General features: G+C 64.2%; 18 protein-coding genes. 10 read left to right on the forward strand and 8 right to left on the reverse strand.

What is annotated here, in order from left to right; translation table 11 throughout:
• Nucleotides 1-43 precede the first annotated feature (43 nt).
• Entirely contained in the window at nucleotides 44-1,477 is a 1,434-nt protein-coding gene (locus MRBLMU1_RS05230) for a serine hydrolase (protein WP_363498039.1), read from the forward strand.
• A gap of 141 nt (nucleotides 1,478-1,618) precedes the next feature.
• Here MRBLMU1_RS05230 and MRBLMU1_RS05235 read toward each other — a convergent pair whose 3' ends face one another.
• The gene (locus tag MRBLMU1_RS05235) at nucleotides 1,619-2,488 is read right to left on the reverse strand and encodes a symmetrical bis(5'-nucleosyl)-tetraphosphatase (RefSeq protein WP_363498042.1); all 870 of its coding nucleotides are present in this window, start codon (nucleotides 2,486-2,488) and stop codon (nucleotides 1,619-1,621) included.
• A 141-nt stretch (nucleotides 2,489-2,629) separates the two neighbouring features.
• On the opposite strand from MRBLMU1_RS05235, the gene rfbB reads away from it, so the two are divergent.
• From rfbB to waaA, 9 genes are all read left to right on the forward strand, one after another.
• Nucleotides 2,630-3,703, forward strand: coding sequence for a dTDP-glucose 4,6-dehydratase (gene rfbB / locus MRBLMU1_RS05240; protein ID WP_363498045.1), 1,074 nt, complete (start codon nucleotides 2,630-2,632; stop codon nucleotides 3,701-3,703).
• Entirely contained in the window at nucleotides 3,703-4,608 is a 906-nt protein-coding gene (rfbA, locus tag MRBLMU1_RS05245; protein WP_363498048.1) for a glucose-1-phosphate thymidylyltransferase RfbA, read from the forward strand. The genes rfbB and rfbA overlap by 1 nt, the downstream gene beginning before the upstream one ends.
• Nucleotides 4,605-5,150 (forward strand): dTDP-4-dehydrorhamnose 3,5-epimerase, encoded by a 546-nt coding sequence (rfbC, locus tag MRBLMU1_RS05250; RefSeq protein ID WP_363498051.1) that lies wholly within the window; start codon nucleotides 4,605-4,607, stop codon nucleotides 5,148-5,150. Before rfbA ends, rfbC begins: the two co-directional genes overlap by 4 nt.
• Nucleotides 5,147-6,004: a dTDP-4-dehydrorhamnose reductase gene (gene rfbD, locus MRBLMU1_RS05255; protein ID WP_363498054.1), complete on the forward strand. Its 858-nt coding sequence runs from the start codon at nucleotides 5,147-5,149 to the stop codon at nucleotides 6,002-6,004. The genes rfbC and rfbD overlap by 4 nt, the downstream gene beginning before the upstream one ends.
• A 270-nt stretch (nucleotides 6,005-6,274) precedes the next feature.
• Complete coding sequence (locus MRBLMU1_RS05260; RefSeq protein ID WP_363498057.1) at nucleotides 6,275-7,369, forward strand: glycosyltransferase family 4 protein; 1,095 nt, start codon at nucleotides 6,275-6,277, stop codon at nucleotides 7,367-7,369.
• 68 nt (nucleotides 7,370-7,437) lie between these two features.
• Nucleotides 7,438-7,758, forward strand: coding sequence for an H-NS histone family protein (locus MRBLMU1_RS05265; protein WP_363498060.1), 321 nt, complete (start codon nucleotides 7,438-7,440; stop codon nucleotides 7,756-7,758).
• A 177-nt stretch (nucleotides 7,759-7,935) separates the two neighbouring features.
• Complete coding sequence (locus tag MRBLMU1_RS05270) at nucleotides 7,936-9,318, forward strand: phosphomannomutase/phosphoglucomutase (protein WP_363498063.1); 1,383 nt, start codon at nucleotides 7,936-7,938, stop codon at nucleotides 9,316-9,318.
• Nucleotides 9,319-9,321: 3 nt separating this feature from the next.
• The gene (waaC, locus tag MRBLMU1_RS05275) at nucleotides 9,322-10,329 is read left to right on the forward strand and encodes a lipopolysaccharide heptosyltransferase I (protein ID WP_363498066.1); all 1,008 of its coding nucleotides are present in this window, start codon (nucleotides 9,322-9,324) and stop codon (nucleotides 10,327-10,329) included.
• Nucleotides 10,330-10,334: 5 nt separating this feature from the next.
• Nucleotides 10,335-11,636 carry a lipid IV(A) 3-deoxy-D-manno-octulosonic acid transferase gene (gene waaA / locus MRBLMU1_RS05280; protein ID WP_363498073.1) on the forward strand — a complete coding sequence of 434 codons (1,302 nt, stop codon included), beginning with the start codon at nucleotides 10,335-10,337 and terminating at the stop codon, nucleotides 11,634-11,636.
• Nucleotides 11,637-11,656: 20 nt separating this feature from the next.
• Here the strand turns inward: waaA and MRBLMU1_RS05285 are convergent, their stop codons facing one another.
• The 7 genes from MRBLMU1_RS05285 to glyQ form a co-directional block, all read right to left on the reverse strand.
• A complete protein-coding gene (locus tag MRBLMU1_RS05285; protein WP_363498076.1) occupies nucleotides 11,657-11,836 on the reverse strand; it encodes a hypothetical protein in 180 nt (59 codons plus the stop codon).
• Between the two features lie 106 nt (nucleotides 11,837-11,942).
• Nucleotides 11,943-12,992 carry a patatin-like phospholipase family protein gene (locus tag MRBLMU1_RS05290; RefSeq protein ID WP_363498079.1) on the reverse strand — a complete coding sequence of 350 codons (1,050 nt, stop codon included), beginning with the start codon at nucleotides 12,990-12,992 and terminating at the stop codon, nucleotides 11,943-11,945.
• Between the two features lie 214 nt (nucleotides 12,993-13,206).
• Nucleotides 13,207-14,178 (reverse strand): M48 family metallopeptidase, encoded by a 972-nt coding sequence (locus tag MRBLMU1_RS05295; RefSeq protein WP_363498082.1) that lies wholly within the window; start codon nucleotides 14,176-14,178, stop codon nucleotides 13,207-13,209.
• 17 nt (nucleotides 14,179-14,195) lie between these two features.
• Nucleotides 14,196-14,888 carry a lysophospholipid acyltransferase family protein gene (locus MRBLMU1_RS05300; protein WP_414646029.1) on the reverse strand — a complete coding sequence of 231 codons (693 nt, stop codon included), beginning with the start codon at nucleotides 14,886-14,888 and terminating at the stop codon, nucleotides 14,196-14,198.
• Nucleotides 14,889-14,955: 67 nt separating this feature from the next.
• Complete coding sequence (gmhB, locus tag MRBLMU1_RS05305) at nucleotides 14,956-15,522, reverse strand: D-glycero-beta-D-manno-heptose 1,7-bisphosphate 7-phosphatase (RefSeq protein ID WP_363498088.1); 567 nt, start codon at nucleotides 15,520-15,522, stop codon at nucleotides 14,956-14,958.
• Nucleotides 15,523-15,537: 15 nt separating this feature from the next.
• On the reverse strand, nucleotides 15,538-17,646 hold the full coding sequence (gene glyS, locus MRBLMU1_RS05310) for a glycine--tRNA ligase subunit beta (RefSeq protein WP_363498091.1): 2,109 nt from the start codon (nucleotides 17,644-17,646) through the stop codon (nucleotides 15,538-15,540).
• 5 nt (nucleotides 17,647-17,651) lie between these two features.
• Nucleotides 17,652-18,578 (reverse strand): glycine--tRNA ligase subunit alpha, encoded by a 927-nt coding sequence (glyQ, locus tag MRBLMU1_RS05315; RefSeq protein ID WP_363498094.1) that lies wholly within the window; start codon nucleotides 18,576-18,578, stop codon nucleotides 17,652-17,654.
• Between the last annotated feature and the right edge of the window lie 56 nt (nucleotides 18,579-18,634).

Here is an 18,634-nt window from a genome sequence, read left to right on the forward strand (position 1 = left end):
AACCCGCTTGAGGTATTCTGTTCTTCTGGACAACGGAGGAAGTATGCGGCGCAACGTAATCAACGTAATCTGGATGGCATCCGCGCTGGCGGCATGCCTGTTTGCGCGGCCGGCCGCCGCCGATGCCGATGCGCGGCTCGATGCGACATTCGATGCGTATCTGCAGGCCTCGACCCGCCACGACCATTTCAGCGGCACGGTGCTGGTGGCGCGCGACGGCGTTCCCGTGTTCAGCCGCTCCTACGGCATGGCCAATTACGAGCTTGACGTGCCGAACACGGCGCGGACGGTGTACCGCATCGCCTCGCTGACCAAGCAGTTCACCGCGCTGGCGGTCATGCAGTTGCAGGAGCAGGGCAAGCTCAAGGTGGGCGATCCCGTCTGCCAATATATCGACCCGTGTCCCGCCGCGTGGAAACCGATCACGCTGCGCCATCTGCTCACGCATACCTCCGGCATCGAGAATTACTCCAGCCTGTCCGAGTGGGACGAGGTGCTGGCCTTGCGGACCTATAAGCGTCCCGAGCTGGTGGCGCTGTTCCGCGATCTGCCGCTAAGGTTCACGCCCGGCGAGCAGTTCAAATACAGCAATTCCGGCTATGTGCTGCTGGGGATGGCGATCGAGCGCGCCTCCGGCAAGTCCTACGGCGACTATCTGCGGGAAAAGATTTTCACGCCGCTGGGCATGTCGCAGTCGGTGTACGACGAGAGCCGCGCCTTGCTGCCGAACCGCGCATCCGGTTATTACTCGCTGGGCACGCGGTTCATCAACGCACCTTACATGAGTCCGACGGTGAGCTATGCGGCCGGCGGCATCCAGTCGACCGTGGGCGACATGCTGCTGTGGGACCAGGCGCTGTATGCGGAACGGCTGCTGTCGCGCAAGTCGCTCGACGAGATGTTCACGCCGGTGAAGAAGGGTTATGGCTACGGTGTGCAAATCGGCGAAAAGCTGGGGCGGCGCAGCATCGAGCACTCGGGCAGCGAGAACGGGTTTTCAACGTATCTGCTGCGCTTTCCGACCGAGCGCGTCACCGTGATCGTGCTGAGCAATAGCGACCGGGCGTCGGCGGGCGGTGTCGGCAACGCGCTGGCGGCCATCCTGTTCGGCGCGCCCTACAAGCAGCCGGCCGCGCAGCTGCGCGATGTGTTGTGGGATGTGATCGCGCGCGACGGCGTGGAGGCGGGGATGCGGCATTATCGCGGCCTGCAACCGGCCCCGGCCGGCGGCGACGAGGCGCTGGTTTATCTGGGATACGATTTGATCGAGGCGCGGAAGCCGGCCGACGCCGCCGCCATTTTCAATTTCACGCTGGGGCTGTATCCGGCGTCGGCGTACAGCCATGATGGATTGGCGGACATCGCCGACCAGCGTGGCGACACGGCCGGGGCGATCGCCCACTTCGAGCGCTCGCTGGCGCTCGATCCGAAGAACGAATACGCGATCAAGGGACTGGCGCGGCTGCGCAAGCCGTGACAACGAACCCGAACACGGCACCACGGAAACACGTCACCACGGAAACACGTAGGGCGGATTAGCGTAGCGTAATCGGCCATGCATGCGCCGCCGGTGACGCACGCATGGCCGATTACGGCGTTCCGCCTGGCCACAGATCGGTTAAGCCTTTTTCTTGACGCTCGGCTCCTGGAACTGCGGGCATTGCACTTGCAGCACGCTGCGGTCCTCCAGGCACACGGCCGACAACTGCCCGCCCCACACGCAGCCACTGTCGAGGCCGATCAGGTTGGGCTTCAACGTCAGCCCCAGCGCCGACCAGTGCCCGAACACCACGGTGTCGCGCGCCGTGCGCCGGCCCGGCACCTCGAACCACGGCATCAGGCCTGACGCCGGGTCGGCCGTGCCGCTTTCCTTCATCTTGAAATCCATCACGCCGTCGGCGCTGCAAAAGCGCAGCCGCGTCATGGCGTTGATGATGCAGCGCAGCCGGTCGGCGCCGCGCAGGTCGTCGGACCATTGATCGGGCAGGTTGCCGTACATTTCGGCGAGGAATTCGGCGAAGCTGGCGTCCGGGCCGCGCAGCATTTCCTGCACCTCGCCGGCCAGCGCCAGGGCCTGGTCGGCGCTCCATTGCGGCAGCAGGCCGGCGTGCACCAGCACGTGGCCCTGTACCTGAATCGCCAGCGGACGGCGCCGCACCCAATCGATCAGCTCGTCGCGGTCGGGCGCGTGCAGGATGTCGGCCAGGGTGTCGGACTTGTGCTCGGGCCGGATGCCGTAGGCCACCGCCAGCAGGTGCAGGTCGTGGTTGCCCAGCACGCTGTCGATGAGGCCGCCGCTGGCCATGCACAGTTTGCGCACATGGCGCAGGGTGGCCAGCGAGTCCGGGCCACGGTTGATCAGGTCGCCCGCGAACAGGATGGCGGGTTCGGCGACGCCGACCTCGGCCGCGTGCGCGCGTATGCGGTCGAGCATGGACAAGGCCTGCTCGTGACAGCCTTGTAAATCCCCGATTACATAGGTTTTCATATGGAAGCTCTCTGGTTCGTTGCTTTGGAATCTGAATTACCCTGAAATCAGAGTGCGAATGTTGATTTTTGCCCGTGGGCAGTGCAGTTTCACATAAAATCACTCTTACGACTGTTTTGACTCTTTGCTGCGGGATACTAAATGATTTTTGTTACGGGTGGTGCCGGTTTCATCGGTTCAAACTTTGTCCTCGACTGGTTGGCGCAGTCCGACGAGTCTGTTGTCAATTATGACAAGCTGACCTATGCGGGCAATTTGAACAACCTGGCGTCGCTGAAGAACGATCCGCGCCACATCTTCGTGCGCGGCGACATCTGCGACCAGGCCCAGGTGCTGGCGCTGTTCGAGCTGCACAAGCCGCGCGCCGTGGTCCACTTCGCGGCCGAAAGCCACGTCGACCGCTCCATCCTCGGCCCCGGCGAATTCATCAACACCAACATCAACGGCACCTTCAGCCTGCTCGAGGCCGCGCGCGCCTACTGGTCGGCACTGCCGGACCAGGAGAAGGCGGCGTTCCGCTTCCTGCACGTATCGACCGACGAGGTCTACGGCACGCTCGGCCCGGACGACGTGCCGTTCAGCGAAACCACCGCGTTCGCGCCGAACAGCCCGTACTCGGCGTCGAAGGCCGCGTCCGACCATCTGGTGCGTTCCTACCATCATACTTACGGCCTGCCGACGGTGACGACCAACTGTTCGAACAATTACGGTCCGTATCACTTCCCGGAAAAACTGATCCCGCTGATCATCGCCAACGCGCAGGCGGGCAAGCCGCTGCCGATCTATGGCGACGGCCAGCAGGTGCGCGACTGGCTGTACGTGAGCGACCATTGCGCCGCGATCCGCCGCGTGCTCGAGGGCGGGCGCCTGGGCGAGACCTACAACGTCGGCGGCTGGAACGAGATGGCCAACCTGGACGTGGTGCACACCTTGTGCGACATGCTCGACCGGCTCCGGCCGAAGGCGGACGGCGCCAGCTACCGGGCCCAGATCACCTACGTCAAGGACCGTCCCGGCCACGACCGCCGCTACGCCATCGACGCCCGCAAGCTCGAGCGCGAACTGGGCTGGAAACCGGCCGAAACCTTCCAGACCGGCATCGCCAAGACCGTGCAATGGTATCTGGACAACCAGGCCTGGGTCGAGGACGTGCAGTCGGGCGGCTATGCCAAATGGGTGGAAACCAACTACTTTAATCGCGAAGGCCAATCATAATGGGCACCACACACGGCAATCGCCGCAAGGGCATCATCCTGGCCGGCGGCTCCGGCACCCGCTTGTATCCGGTGACGATGAGCGTGTCGAAACAGCTGCTGCCGATCTACGACAAGCCGATGATCTACCATCCGCTGACGGTGCTGATGCTCGCCGGCATGACCGACATCCTGCTGATCTCGACGCCGCAGGACACGCCGCGCTTCCGCGACCTGCTGGGCGATGGCAGCCAGTGGGGCATCAACATCAGCTACGCGGTGCAGCCGTCGCCGGACGGCCTGGCGCAGGCCTTCATCATCGGCAAGGAATTCGTCGGCGATTCGCCGTCGGCGCTGATCCTCGGCGATAACATCTATTACGGCAACGATCTGGACGCGCTGCTCAACCACGCCAGCGAACAGGCCGACGGCGCCACTGTGTTCGCCTACCACGTGCAGGACCCGGAGCGTTACGGCGTGGTCGAATTCGACGGCGGGCGCCAGGCCGTGTCGATCGAGGAAAAGCCCAAGCAGCCCAAATCCAATTACGCGGTCACCGGCCTGTATTTCTACGATAATCAGGTGTGCGACATCGCCGCCGCCATCAAGCCGTCGGCGCGCGGCGAGCTGGAGATCACGGACGTCAACCGCGTCTATCTGGAGAAGCAACAGCTCAACGTCGAGGTGATGGGGCGCGGCATGGCCTGGCTCGACACCGGCACCCACGAGTCGCTGCTGGAGGCGGGCCAGTTCATCGCCACCATCGAGAAGCGTCAGGGCTTGAAGGTGGCGTGTCCGGAGGAGATCGCCTATCGCAAGGGCTATATCGATGCGGCCCAGCTGCGCAAGCTGGCCGAGCCGCTCAAGAAGAACAATTACGGCCAGTATCTGCTGCAGATTCTGGAAGACAAGGTCGTGCCACGATGAAGGTCGTCACTACGCCGTTGGAAGGCTTGCTGGTGCTCGAGCCGCGCGTGTTCGGCGACGAGCGCGGCTTCTTCTACGAGAGCTACAACGCGCGCCAGTTCGCCGAGGCCACCGGGGTGGCCGCCAGTTTCGTGCAGGACAACCACTCGCGCTCGCGCCGGGGCGTGCTGCGCGGCCTGCATTACCAGATCCAGCAGCCGCAGGGCAAGCTGGTGCGCGTGACCGCGGGAGCGGTATACGACGTGGCGGTCGACATCCGCAAGGGCTCGCCGACGTTCGGCCAGTGGTATGGCGTCGAACTGAGCGCGGAAAACATGCGCCAGATGTGGATACCGGCCGGCTTCGCGCACGGCTTCGTGGTCACCAGCGAGCACGCCGAGTTCCTCTATAAAACCACCGACTACTGGGCGCCCGAGCACGAGCGCGCCATCCTGTGGAACGACCCGGCCATCGGCATAGTCTGGCCGCTGGACGTGACGCCGACGCTGTCGCACAAGGACCAGGCCGCGCTGCCGCTGGCCGCCGCCGAGGTGTTCGCGTGAAGATTTTGCTGACGGGCAGCACCGGCCAGGTTGGCTACGAACTGGCGCGCAGCCTGCAGGGCGTGGGCGAGGTGGTGGCGGTGGACCGGCAGGTCATGGATCTGTCCGATCTCGACCAGGTGCGCGACGTGATCCGCCAGGTCAGGCCGGGGCTGATCGTCAATCCGGCCGCCTACACGGCGGTCGACAAGGCCGAGAGCGAGCCGGCGCTGGCCCACCGGGTCAACGCCGAGGCGCCGGGCGTGATGGCGCGCGAAGCCAGGCTGCTGGGCGCGGCCATGGTGCATTACTCGACCGATTACGTGTTCGACGGCAGCGACCCCTCGGCGCGGGTGGAGGGCGACGCCACCGGGCCGCTCAACGTCTACGGCGCCAGCAAGCTGGCCGGCGAGCAAGCCATCATCGAGGCCGGCATTCCGCACCTGATCTTCCGCACCAGCTGGGTGTATGGCATGCGCGGCAAGAACTTCCTGCTAACCATGCTGCGCCTGGCCCGGGAGCGCGACGAGCTGCGCGTGGTGGCCGACCAGCACGGCGCGCCGACCTGGAGCCGCACCATCGCCGACACCTCGGCGCAGGTGCTGGCGCAGGCGCGCGCGGGCGGCGACGACTGGTGGGCGCGCAACAGCGGCGTCTATCATTTGAGCGCGCAGGGCCGCACCACCTGGTTCGAGTTCACCCAGGCGATCGTCGAGGCGGCCGGGCTGGAATGCCGCGTGCTGCCGATCACCAGCGCCGAGTATCCGACCCCGGCCAAACGGCCGCAATACTCGGTGATGTCGTCGGAACTGCTGATGACGCGCTTTTGCCATTTGCCGCAATGGAAAGACGCGCTGCGCCTTTGCATGGATTGAGCGTGGCCGCCATTTGTATCGATTGGTAAGCATTTACGCCCGACCAATTTTCTGCTGTTATGATGCCGGCGCATCGTCAAAAACCTGCCTGTCCGCCCCTTTATTGCTCCCGCCGTTGCAAACGCGGCCAATGTTTGACGGGGAGGCGATTCCCCCGTTATCAATTCAGGATTGCCGCGGCCAATCCGGTACAATCGCGGGTTAGCGTGCTGATAACCCGGCGGACCAAGGCTGTCCCAAGCGCATCCGGTAATTTTGTATAGATAAAATATGTTTTCCTTTTTACTGAGCTTTGTCGCTTCCGCGCTCCTCACCCTGCTGGTCATAAAAGAATCACGATTGCACGGGCCGGCGCTGGATTCGGACTTCCTCGGCGTCCAGAAAGTGCATGCGCACCAGGTCGCCCGGATAGGCGGCTTGTCGATCTTCCTGTCGGTCGCGCTCAGTTCCGCCATTTCGATTTGGCGCGTGCCGGCGATGGGCAACTGGCTGTTTTCGCTGCTGGCCTGCGCCTCGATTGCCTTCGTCGGCGGCATCGTCGAGGATTACACGGGCCGCGTCAGCGCCACGCGCCGCTTGTTGCTGACCATGGCCGCCGCCGCGCTGGGCTACCTGCTGCTCGACGCCCGCATCGACCGCATCGATTTCCCCTTCGCCGCCTGGCCTATTCAATATGTGTGGATCACGCTGCCGCTGACGGTATTGGCGGTGGCCGGCGTGGCCAACGCGGTCAATATCATCGATGGTTTTAACGGCCTGGCCAGCGTGGTCTGTATTTGCATGCTGCTCTCGCTCGGCTATGTCGCGTTACAGGTCAACGATATGTTCGTGCTGATCGCCGCGCTGATGGTGGCGGGCGCCACCGCCGGTTTCCTGATCTGGAATTATCCGGTCGGTATGATATTCCTGGGCGACGGCGGCGCTTATTTCATCGGCTTTATGTTGGGCGAGTTGGCGTTGTTGCTGGTAATGCGCAATCCACAAGTTTCTACTTGGTACGCCGCGTTGTTATTAATATATCCGACGTTTGAAACCTTGTTTTCCGTTTATCGACGAATGTTTGTCCGAGGCAAGTCTCCGGCCATGCCCGACGGTATCCATCTGCATAGCCTGATCTTCCGCCGTATCGTGCAATGGGCGGTCGGCCGCAAGGAAGCACGCGCGCTGATCCGCCGCAATTCGCTGACCTCCCCGTATTTATGGATGTTTTCGCTGATGGCGGTGATACCGGCCACGGTATTCTGGCGTCATACCTGGGTATTAATGGTGTTCTGCATTTTGTTTATCAGCAGTTACATCTGGATTTATGTGCGCATTGTTCGCTTTAAGGCACCGCGCTGGATGATACGCCATAAGAAATTGTGATTTTTCCGGATTGATGTAATATATTTGCGCAGCGCTTTTATATTGTCATTACTTTAAAGGAAAGCCCAATGGACCTGTCGAATATGTCTTCCGCCGATTTGCGTAATCTACAAGAACAAGTGAAACGCGAATTGAAACAGCGCGAGGGCCAGGATCTGGCCAAAGCCCGCGAACAAATATTGGCCATCGCTCAAAGCGTCGGCGTGCCGCTCAAGGATCTGGTCGGCGGCGCCGCCACCGCCCGCAGCGGCAGGAAAACCGGCTCGGTGGCGCCGCGCTACCGCAATCCGGCCGACGAATCCCAGCAGTGGACCGGCCGCGGCCGCCAGCCGAAATGGGTCAAGGAATGGCTGGACGCCGGTAAAGACATCGCCGGCCTGAAGGTTTAAGCGTTTTTCCCCCGGCGATGGGCCGGCGGGGCTTGCCTTGCCGCTGGCATCGCACTTACACTATGACGTTGCGCCTGCCACACGCGGGCGGCACCTACTTTTTCCTCTAATCCGCGTCCACGGCAAGGCAGTCCGCTCCGTACTGCATCGCCTTGGCACGCACATCCAACATCCACTATGGTCTCCTTATCCAAAACGATCTTCAAAGCTTACGACATTCGCGGCATCATCGATAAAACCCTGGATGCGGGCGTGGCGCTTTCGATCGGGCAGGCGTTCGGCCAGGCCGCGCTGGACAAGGGCGAGACCAAGGTGGTGATCGGCCGCGACGGCCGCCTGTCCGGCCCGTCGCTGTCGGCGGCGCTTGCCGAGGGCTTGCGCCTGGCCGGCGTCGACGTCATCGATCTGGGCGTGGTGGCCACGCCGATGGTCTATTTCGGCACCAATGTGTTGGGCGCGGCGTCGGGCATCATGGTCACCGGCAGCCACAATCCGCCGGACTACAACGGCTTCAAGATGGTGCTGGCCGGCGAAGCGATCCACGGCGAGGCCATCACCTCGCTGTACCAGCGCATCGTCGACCACGACGGCTCGTCGGCCCCGAAAAAGGGCGCCTACAGCACCCATGACATCCGCGCCCAGTACCTCGAGCGCATCATCGGCGACGTCAAACTGGCGCGTCCGATCAAGATCGCCGTCGACTGCGGCAACGGCGTGGCCGGCGCCTTCGCCGGCGACCTGTATCGCGGCATGGGCTGCGAAGTGGTCGAGCTGTTCTGCGAAGTGGACGGCAATTTCCCCAACCACCATCCCGACCCGGCGCACCCTGAAAACCTGCAGGACCTGATCCGCGCGCTGCAAGAGACCGACGCCGAAATCGGCATCGCCTTCGACGGCGACGGCGACCGCCTGGGCGTGGTGACCAAGGATGGCCAGATCATTTATCCCGACCGCCAGATGATGCTGTTCGCGGCCGACGTGCTGACCCGCCATCCGGGTGAACAGATACTGTACGACGTCAAATGCACGCGCCACCTGGCGCCTTACATCGCCAAGCACGGCGGCGTGCCGCTGATGTACAAGACCGGCCATTCGCTGGTCAAGGCCAAGCTGCGCGAAACCGGCGCTCCGCTGGGCGGCGAAATGAGCGGCCATATCTTCTTCAAGGACCGCTGGTACGGTTTCGACGACGGCCTGTACTCGGGCGCGCGCCTGCTGGAAATCCTGACCCGCGAAGCCGATCCGTCGGCGCTGCTCAATTCCCTGCCGCAGTCGGACAGCACCCCCGAGCTGCACCTGCACCTGGGCGAAGGTGAGAACGTCATCGTCATGGACAAGCTGCGCGCGGATGCGGAATTCCCGGGCAATGTGCAAATCATCACCATCGACGGCCTGCGCGTGGAATACGAAGACGGCTTCGGCCTGGCGCGTTCGTCCAACACCACCCCGGTGATCGTGATGCGCTTCGAGGCGGAAACGCCGGAAGCGCTGGCGCGCATCCAGGGCCAGTTCAAGCGCGTGATCCTGGCCGCCAAGCCGGACGCGGAACTGCCTTTCTAAGCGATGTCCTCTCTAGCGGGCGATGGCAAGCCGTTGAACATCCTGCTGGTGCGCGTGTCCTCGCTGGGGGACGTGCTGCACAACCTGCCGATGGTGGCCGACATCGCCCGCCGCTTCCCCGACGCGAACATCGATTGGGTGGTGGAGGAGGGTTACGTCAGCCTGGTGCGGCTCAACGCCCGCGTGCGGACCATCATTCCGTTCGCGCTGCGGCGCTGGCGCAAAAGCCTGGGCAAGCCGGAGACCAGGGCCGAGATCAAGGCATTCTTCCGCACCCTGCGCCAGCAGCGCTACGACTATGTGTTCGACACCCAGGGGCTGCTCAAGACCGGCATCATCATGGGCGCCGCGCGGGTGGTCAAGGGCGGCCGCAAGGTCGGCCTGGCCAACGGCAGCGAGGGCTCGGGCTACGAGGGCGTCTCCCGCATCTTCCATAACCTGAGTATTCCAACCGACCCGCGCACGCACGCGGTGGCACGCGGCCGCCTGGTGGCCGCCGCCGCGCTGGGCTACCAGGTCGATACGCCGGCCGATTTCGGCCTGCCGGAGGTGTCGGCCAGCGAGCCGCGTCCGGCGTGGATGCCGGCCGAGCCTTACGTGGTGTACTTCCACGGCACCGCGCGCGATCCGAAGAAGTGGGCGCCGGAGAACTGGATCGCCCTGGGGCGCGAACTGGCGCCGATGCCCATCCTGCTGCCCTGGGGTTCGCCGAAGGAGCTGGCCGAGGCCGAGCATCTGGCGGCCAATCTGCCGAACGCGCGCGTGCTGCCCAAGCTGTCGATGGCCGACGCCATGCTGCTGGCGCGCCACGCGGGCCTGGTGATCGGCGTCGATACCGGCCTGACGCACATCGCCGCCGCCTTTGTGCGCCCGACGGTGGAAATCTACGCCGATTCGCCGCGCTGGAAGACCGAGGGCAACTGGTCGCCGCGCATCATCAATCTGGGCGATCGGGGCGCGCCGCCTTCCGTGTCCGAAGTACTGGCTGCGGCCAGGAGTTTGCTGGGCTGAGCTTCATGCGTATTTTCTATTCTGTGATGTGGTGGCTGGCCTTGCCGCTGGTGCTGGCGCGCTTGTGGCTGCGCGGCCGCAAGGAGCCGGGCTATCGCGGGCACTGGGGCGAGCGGCTGGGGTTTTACGGCGCCGCTTCCGCTTCTTCGAGCGCCACGCCGGTGCTGTGGGTGCACGCGGTGTCCGTCGGCGAAACCCGCGCGGCCGAGCCCTTGATCGACGCGCTGCTGGCCGAGTATCCGACCGGCCGCATCGTCCTGACCCACATGACGCCGACCGGGCGCGCCACCGGCAAGTCGCTGTTCGCCAAACATGGCGCGCGGCTGGCGCAGTCCTACCTGCCGTATGACACCGGCACCATGGTGGGGCGCTTCATCAAGCATTTCAAACCGGCGGTCTGCATTTTGATGGAGACCGAGGTCTGGCCGAATCTGATCGCCACCTGCGGCGCGCGCGGCGTGCCGGTGGTGCTGGCCAATGCGCGCCTGTCCGAGCGCTCGCTGCGCAAGGCCGGGCGTCTCGGTTCGCTGATACTGGACGCGGCGCACGGCATCTCGCTGGTCGCCGCGCAGACCGAGGCCGACGCGCAGCGCGTGCGCTCGCTTGGCGTCAAGCGGGTGGAGGTCACCGGCAGCATCAAGTTCGACGTGGTGGTGCCGGAGGCGGCGCTGGCCACCGGCGCGGCGCTGCGCAAGGCGATCGGCGCGCGTCCGGTGCTGCTGTTCGCCAGCACGCGCGAAGGCGAGGAGGCGTTGATACTGCAGGCGGTGCGCGAGGCGCGCTCCGAGCTGCCGGTCAATGTGCTGCTGCTGATCGTGCCGCGCCATCCGCAGCGCTTCGACGAAGTCGCCAGGATGGTTGGCGAGGCGGGGTTGAATGTTCAAAGGCGCAGCGGGCTGGCGCTGGACGGCGCCGCCGAAGGTTCCATTCCAGCGTATATCGACGTGCTGCTGGGCGATTCGATGGGCGAAATGTTCGCCTATTACGCGGCGTGCGACTGCACGTTTGTCGGCGGCAGCCTGTTGCCGCTGGGCGGACAGAATTTGATCGAGCCGGCGGCCCTGGGCAAGCCGGTGCTGATCGGGCCGCATACCTTCAATTTCGCCGAGTCGACCGAGGATGCGCTGGCCGCCGGCGGCGCGCGGCGCGTGGCCGACGCGGCCGAGCTGGTGACCGCCGCCGCGCGCCTGTTGCGCGACGACGAGTCGCGCGGCGCGATGGGGCGGGGCGCGCTGGCGTTCGCCAATCAGTATCGCGGCGCCACCCGCCGCACCCTGGCGCTGTTGGCGCCGCTCATCAAGCGCTGATTGGCGCACCTCGGGCGGCGCTAGCCGCCGCCGACGCCCTCGGTAATGATGCCGGTGCCGCCGCAGTTGTCGCACGGGACGGTGTCGTCTTCGTCGAGGATGCGGCCGGTGCCGTGGCAGATCGGGCAGACGTCGTCGCCGGTGCCGGGCGTGCCGGGGGCCGCTTCGTCGCCTGGGTTGATGGGTGTGTTCTCGCTCATGATCGCCTCCACAATGGTTGTCGGATCATTGTAGACCGGCCGGTGCCACACCCCGATCCGATTGAATCTAAGCAAGGAATGCGAGCACTGGACTGCAACTGGCTCCTTAACCCACCATTACCGTCTCGTCCGCGAAGCGCAGCACGTCCGCGTTTTGACGGCAGAAACGCGTCGCCGCCTTGTAGCCGACGTCGAACAACAACTGCATATTCGACGTCGACCAGTCCATCGTGTACGGGATGTGCTGGTCCGGCACGGCGGCCATCAGTTCCAGCTTGAGCATGTGGCGCTTCGGCTCGCCCGTCTTGTGGTCGGTGTTGTGCTCCAGCTCGAACAAACGCAGCTGCTGCTTCGAGATGTTGACCAGCGGCGTGATCATCGAACCCACCCACGCGTCGTACAGGTCGCGCGGCTTGCGCAGCAGGCGTTCGTCGCCCAGGATGTCGAGCACCACCAGCACCTCCGTATCGGCGTGCTCGCCCTTGCCCTCGATGAACGGGTCGAAATTCAACGTCTCCAGCGCCGCGCCTTCGATATACTCCTCGCCGTCGATCGTGGTCGGCGCGTACAGGAACGGGAACGACAGCGCGGCGCGCACGTGCTCGGCCTGGATCTCGCGCTTGTCCCAGATCTTCATGCTGTGCTGGTTCAGGTTGTAGGCGTTGATGTAGAACTCCGGCTTCATCTTCGGGATCGCCGAGAAGTCGATCGAGCCTTCCAGGAATGGCGCGTGGGCGCACAAACCGAGGCTTTTCGACGACAGGTTCGACGGCGACATCGTCGACATCATCAGCTGGGTCCAGTCGGCCCATGGCACCGAACCGCCCATGACATTTGGCAGCCTCGGGAACACCGGGTTGCCGACCTGCGGCGAGAACACGCCGCGGAAGGCGTCCGCTTCCTTGCCCGGCTTGTGGAAAATCTTGTAATTGACCGGCATCATTTTATAGATGGTGTCGGCCACGCCGGTGTCGGCCCAGCGCTTGAGCGCCTCGCGCGGCGAGCCTTCCAGCGGCGCCGTGTAGAGCAGCCCCATCAGCACGCCCGCGCCCGAGGCGGAAATCACGTCGAACTCAACCTCCTGGTCGAGGAATGCCGCAAGCGCTCCCGCTATCAATGGTGAATTTGGCGCACCGCCACCCAGTACCAAACCCATCTTTTTGGTTGCACTTACCTTGACCATATAACCCCCCGTTTAGTGACAGTATTTGCCGTTTTATTAAGCCCTAATTGAGCCAAACATAAGACAAAATATCACACTTAGTTCCGTACGGCAATTTTATTGTGCGATGCAATATGATAGTTACCGTTGCGGCGAACTCATCAATAAGATGACAGATGGGCGCAGAAGAAAGCGAAATAGAGTTATTTCAGGAAAACAGCACAGGCAATTCCTGCGCCCGTTTGCGCAGCAGGTTCTTCGCTTCGTCGTACTCGGGGTAGATGCGGCCGACGGTGTTCCAGAAGTCGGCGCTGTGGTTCATTTCCAAGGTGTGCGCCAATTCGTGGGCGACCACGTAGTCGATCAATGGCAGCGAGAAGTGGATCAGTTTCCAGTTCAGGCGGATCTTGCGGTCGACCGTGCACGAGCCCCAGCGGGTGCCGGCCGACGACAGGCCGAACGAGTGGTAGCTGACGCCGAGGCGCCCCGCGTACAGGTCCAGGCGCTGCTCGAACAGCACCTTGGCCTCTTGCTGGTACCAGGACTTGACGCGCTCCTTGAGCAGCGTCTCGGTCGCGCCGGGCACCAGCACCATCGACAACTCGCGCGTGGCGGGATTGTAGCTGGTGCGATTGCGCCCGCCCACCAGCAGCCGCAGGGTGATGTCGGCGCCCAGATACGGAATCTGCGCGCCGTCGATCCACTCCACCGGCGGTTTTTGCAGCCGCGCGGCGCGGCGCTCGCGCCGTTCTTTGAGTTTGCTCAGTATCCAGTGCTGCTTGGTGCGGATGGCGTTGTCGATTTCGGCGATGCTGATGCGCTTGGGCGCCGTCACGCGCAGGCCGTCGTCGTCGATCATGAAGCCGATCGAGCGGCGCGTCGAGCGCCGCAGTTCATATTCGAGGATGAATTCACCGACCATCAGCTGGCGCTTGGCCGTCGGCGGTTGTTCGGACGGCGGTGGCGCCACGCGCGGCTTGACCGGGACCGCCGTGGCGGGCGGCGGTACGGGTGGTGCGATATACGGGGAAATCGGAGGAGGCTTGCTGGAGGAAGGAGGAACCGACCAAACCGGCGATGTGTAAACCGGCTTGGTGGAGGACGGCAAACCCTGCGCCTGCGCCTCCCGCGCGAACAGGTCGAGTTGGCTGGCGTCGTCTTGCGGCGACGCCGGCTTCACCAACGTGGCCAGGTCGTCTAGCCAGCGTTGTAGGCGTGGGGCGAAATGACGCGCATTTCTGATTCTATCCAAGTTTCCACCTGTTGCATCATGCCGTCGGGAGTTTGTCCCTCCGGCGAAATTGGCTTACCTATCGATACTGTAACAAGGCCGGGCCGTTTGATGAAAGAGTTTTTTGGCCAGCACTCGCCGGAGTTGTGCGCGATCGGCACCACCACGGCGCCGGTCTCGATGGCGAGGCGCGTGCCGCCGCTTTTGTACTTGCCGGCCTGGCCGACAGGAATCCGCGTCCCCTCGGGGAACATGATAATCCATTGGCCGTCGGCGAGCCGGCGCTTGCCGTGGCGGACCACGTGCTTGAACGCGTTCTTGCCTTGTTTGCGGTCGATCGGGATCATGCGCAGCAGCGCCATCGCCCAGCCGAAGAACGGAATGTAGAGGATTTCCTTCTTGAAGACGAACACCAACGGGCGTGGCAGGTTAGGCAGCAGGAAGATGGTTTCCCACGCCGACTGGTGTTTCGACAGCACCACCGCCGGCGCGTCCGGGAAATTCTCGGCGCCCTTGATTTCGTAGCGGATGCCGCAGATAACCTTGGCGCACCAGACGATGAACACGTTCCAGCGGGCGGTGACCCAGAAGCGCTTGTTATACGGCAGCGGGGCGGCCAGGAAGCACACCAGCGCCCAGACGACGGTCGATATCACCATGATGATGGTGAATATCAGGGAACGCAAAAACAATACGGGATGACCCAATGCAGACTCCAAATACTTGTTAGCTAACGACGTGCAGCGCCGGCGGCACGCTGGTTTTGAGCAGGTGGCCCACCATCGCCGCCAGGTCGGGGAACACCAGGGTGCCCGGCGGCAGGCCGCCGGTTTCCCGGGTTTTCTCGCCCTTGCCGGTCAGGACCAGGTAGGGCACGCAGCCGGTGACATAGCCGGCCTGCAGGTCGCGCAGCGAGTCGCCCACCACCGGCACGCCTTTGAGGCTGACCTTGTAGCGCTGCGAGATCTCGTTGAACATGCCCGGTTTCGGCTTGCGGCAATCGCAGTTGTCGGCCGCCGCGTGGGGGCAGAAGAACACGGCGTCGATGTCGGCGCCGACCTGCTGCGCCAGATTGTGCATCTTGGCGTGGATCGCGTTCAAGGTCGTCATGTCGAAGAACTCGCGCGCGATGCCCGACTGGTTCGACGCGATCACCACGCGATAGCCGGCCTGGTTCAGGCGGGCGATCGCTTCGAGCGAGCCGGGGATGGGGATCCACTCGGCCGGCGACTTGATGAAATCCGGCGAATCATGGTTGATGACGCCGTCGCGATCGAGGATGATCAGTTTCATGGACGGCGTACCCATTTAGGCCGCCAGCTTCGAAATGTCGGCCACGCGGTTCATCATGCCATGCAGCGATGACAGCAGTGCCAGACGGTTGTTGCGCAGGGCGACGTCTTCGGCCATGACCATGACGTCGTTGAAGAAGGCGTCGACTTCGTCGCGCAGCTGCGCCAGGGTTTTGAGCGCGTCGCTGAAATCGCCCCGGATGAAGGCGGCGTCGATGTCCGGCTGCACGCGGGTGACGGCGGCGGCCAGGTTCTTCTCGGCTTCGTCCTGCAGCAGCGCCGGGTCGACGGCGCTGGTGCCGGCGGCGGCCAGCGCTTCCTCGTTCTTCTTCAGGATGTTGGTGATGCGCTTGTTGGCGGCGGCCAGCGAGGCCGCTTCCGGCAGCGCGGCGAAGGCCTTGACGGCCTCCAGGCGCTGCACGATGTCGTCCAGGCGGTCCGGGTTCTGGGCCACCACCGCTTCGATCTCGTTCGGCGAGAAGCCGCGCTCGCGCAGGATGCCGCGCAGGCGGTCCAGCATGAAGGCGGTGACTTCGATGACCGGGTCCTTGAAGCCGGCGATGCCGGTGAACTGCTGCGCGGCCGAATCGAGCAGGCCGCGGATCGACAGCATCAGGCGTTTTTCGATCAGCATGCGCAACACGCCCAGCGCGTGGCGGCGCAGCGCGAACGGGTCCTTGTCGCCGGTCGGCTGCAGGCCGATCGACCAGATGCCGACCAGAGTTTCGAGCTTGTCGGCCAGCGCCACGGCGGTGCCGGTGACGGTCGACGGCAGCGCGTCGCCGGCGAAGCGCGGCTGGTAGTGCTCGGAGGCGGCCAGCGCCACGTCTTCCGGTTCGCCGTCGTTGCGGGCATAGTAGGTGCCCATGATGCCTTGCAGCTCGGGGAACTCGCCGACCATGTCGGTCAGCAGGTCGGCCTTGGACAGCTTGGCGGCGCGGGTGGCCAGCGCGGAGTCGCCGCCGATTTGCGTGGCGACGAAGCCGGCCAGCGCGCTGACACGCTCGCTGCGCTCGGCCTGGGTGCCCAGTTTGTTGTGGTAGACCACGTTCTTGAGCAGCGGCAGGCGCGATTCCAGGGTCTTCTTCTTGTCCTGCTCGAAGAAGAACTTGGCGTCCGACAGGCGCGGACGCACCACGCGCTCGTTGCCGCCGATGATGGCCGCCGGCGTGTCGGTGGCGATGTTGGAGACGATCAGGAAGCGCGAACGCAGCTTGCCGTCGGCGTCCGTCAGCGCGAAGTATTTCTGGTTGGTCTGCATGGTCAGGATCAGGCATTCCTGCGGCACGGCCAGGAACTCCTCCTCGAAGTGGCACTCGTAGACCACCGGCCATTCGACCAGCGCGGTCACTTCGTCGAGCAGCGCCTCGGGCATCAGCACCTGGTCGGCGCCGGCCTTGGCCAGCAGTTCGGCGCGGATCTGTTCCTTGCGCTGTTCGACGCCGGCCAGCACCTTGCCTTGGGATTTCAGGGTCTCGGCGTAGCTGTCGGCGTCGGCGACGGTGACCGCGCGTTGGCCCGGCGCGGTCAGGAAGCGGTGGCCTTCGGTGACGTTCGACGCGGTCAGTCCCAGCAGGGTCAGTGGCAGCACGGTCGAACCATGCAGCGCGATCAGGCTGTGGGCCGGACGCACGAATTGCACGGTGGCGCCGTCCGGACGCTGGTAGCTCATCACTTTAGGGATAGGCAGCTTGGCGACCGATTCCTCCAGCGCCGCCTGCAGGCCCGATTGCAGCGCGCTGCCGGCCGCCGTGTAGGTGTAAAAGAAGCTTTCTGCCTTGCCGTCCTGCGCGCGTTCCAGGTCGGCCACGGTCAGGTTGGGGAAGCCCAGCGCGGCCAGTTTCTTGGCCAGCGGCGGCGTGCCGTTGCCGGCCGCGTCCAGCGCGACCGACACCGGCAGCACTTTTTCGCGGATCGACTTGTCCGGCGAGGTGGCGCGCACCTTGGTGATGGAGACGGCCAGGCGGCGCGGCGAGGCGAACGAGGTGGCGACGCTGTCGGCTTCGAGGAAGTCGCGCGCTTTCAGGCCGCTGACGATGCCGGCGGCGAAGGCCGCGCCCAGTTTGGCGAGCGCCTTCGGCGGCAGTTCTTCGGTCAGCAGTTCGATGAGGAGGGTCTGGGTCATATTATTTATACAGTTTGTTCAGCAGCAGCGGTCGCCGAGGCGGGGGCCATCGGGAAGCCCAGGCGCTCGCGCGAATCGTAGTAGGCCTGCGCCACAAGGCGCGACAGGGCGCGCACGCGGCCGATGTAGGCGGCGCGTTCGGTCACCGAGATGGCGCCGCGCGCGTCCAGCAGGTTGAAGCTGTGCGACGCTTTCATGATCTGCTCATAGGCCGGCAACGTCAGTTGCGCTTCGATCAGGCGCTTGGCTTCCGATTCGTGGTTGTTGAATTGGGCGAACAGCAGTTCGGCGTTCGAGTGCTCGAAGTTGTAGGCCGATTGTTCGACCTCGTTTTGGTGGAACACGTCGCCGTATTTCAGCGTTTTCACTACCCCGTTCTCTTCCCAGGTGGTCCACACCAGGTCGTACATGTTCTCGACGCCCTGCAGGTACATCGCCAGGCGCTCGATGCCATAGGTGATCTCGCCCAGCACCGGCTTGCAATCGAGGCCGCCGACCTGCTGGAAGTAGGTGAACTGCGTCACCTCCATCCCGTTCAGCCACACTTCCCAGCCGAGGCCCCAGGCGCCCAGGGTTGGCGACTCCCAGTCGTCTTCGACGAAGCGCACGTCATTCTGTTTCAGGTCCAGGCCCAACGCCTCCAGCGAACCGAGATACAGGTCGAGGATGTTTTCAGGCGCCGGCTTCATCACCACCTGGTACTGGTAGTAGTGCTGGCCGCGGTTCGGGTTCTCGCCGTAGCGGCCGTCCTTCGGGCGGCGCGACGGCTGCACGTAGGCGGCGCGCCATGGCTCCGGCCCGATCGCGCGCAGGAAGGTCCCGGTGTGGAAGGTGCCGGCGCCGACTTCCATGTCGTAGGGCTGGAGCAGGGCGCAGCCTTGCTTGTCCCAGTAGGTTTGCAAGGTCAGAATGATTTGTTGAAATGTCAGCATCTTGTGTGGTCGATGGCGCGCCTCGCGGGGCGAGGGACGCGCGGTTGCGGTTATGC

The sequence above is a fragment of the Burkholderia sp. LMU1-1-1.1 genome (assembly GCF_040675865.1).
Lineage (GTDB): Bacteria > Pseudomonadota > Gammaproteobacteria > Burkholderiales > Burkholderiaceae_D > Rugamonas.

What these genes read in the sequence shown, in the direction of transcription:
- glyS (WP_363498091.1), bottom strand. Translation starts at nt 17,646, where the DNA reads ATGACCCAGACCCTCCTCATCGAACTGCTGACCGAAGAACTGCCGCCG.
- MRBLMU1_RS05230 (WP_363498039.1), top strand. Translation starts at nt 44, where the DNA reads ATGCGGCGCAACGTAATCAACGTAATCTGGATGGCATCCGCGCTGGCG.
- MRBLMU1_RS05300 (WP_414646029.1), bottom strand. Translation starts at nt 14,888, where the DNA reads ATGGTGATATCGACCGTCGTCTGGGCGCTGGTGTGCTTCCTGGCCGCC.
- MRBLMU1_RS05290 (WP_363498079.1), bottom strand. Translation starts at nt 12,992, where the DNA reads ATGGGTTTGGTACTGGGTGGCGGTGCGCCAAATTCACCATTGATAGCG.
- waaC (WP_363498066.1), top strand. Translation starts at nt 9,322, where the DNA reads ATGTCCTCTCTAGCGGGCGATGGCAAGCCGTTGAACATCCTGCTGGTG.
- MRBLMU1_RS05260 (WP_363498057.1), top strand. Translation starts at nt 6,275, where the DNA reads ATGTTTTCCTTTTTACTGAGCTTTGTCGCTTCCGCGCTCCTCACCCTG.
- MRBLMU1_RS05285 (WP_363498076.1), bottom strand. Translation starts at nt 11,836, where the DNA reads ATGAGCGAGAACACACCCATCAACCCAGGCGACGAAGCGGCCCCCGGC.
- MRBLMU1_RS05235 (WP_363498042.1), bottom strand. Translation starts at nt 2,488, where the DNA reads ATGAAAACCTATGTAATCGGGGATTTACAAGGCTGTCACGAGCAGGCC.
- rfbB (WP_363498045.1), top strand. Translation starts at nt 2,630, where the DNA reads ATGATTTTTGTTACGGGTGGTGCCGGTTTCATCGGTTCAAACTTTGTC.
- waaA (WP_363498073.1), top strand. Translation starts at nt 10,335, where the DNA reads ATGCGTATTTTCTATTCTGTGATGTGGTGGCTGGCCTTGCCGCTGGTG.
- glyQ (WP_363498094.1), bottom strand. Translation starts at nt 18,578, where the DNA reads ATGCTGACATTTCAACAAATCATTCTGACCTTGCAAACCTACTGGGAC.
- MRBLMU1_RS05270 (WP_363498063.1), top strand. Translation starts at nt 7,936, where the DNA reads ATGGTCTCCTTATCCAAAACGATCTTCAAAGCTTACGACATTCGCGGC.
- gmhB (WP_363498088.1), bottom strand. Translation starts at nt 15,522, where the DNA reads ATGAAACTGATCATCCTCGATCGCGACGGCGTCATCAACCATGATTCG.
- rfbA (WP_363498048.1), top strand. Translation starts at nt 3,703, where the DNA reads ATGGGCACCACACACGGCAATCGCCGCAAGGGCATCATCCTGGCCGGC.
- rfbC (WP_363498051.1), top strand. Translation starts at nt 4,605, where the DNA reads ATGAAGGTCGTCACTACGCCGTTGGAAGGCTTGCTGGTGCTCGAGCCG.
- MRBLMU1_RS05265 (WP_363498060.1), top strand. Translation starts at nt 7,438, where the DNA reads ATGGACCTGTCGAATATGTCTTCCGCCGATTTGCGTAATCTACAAGAA.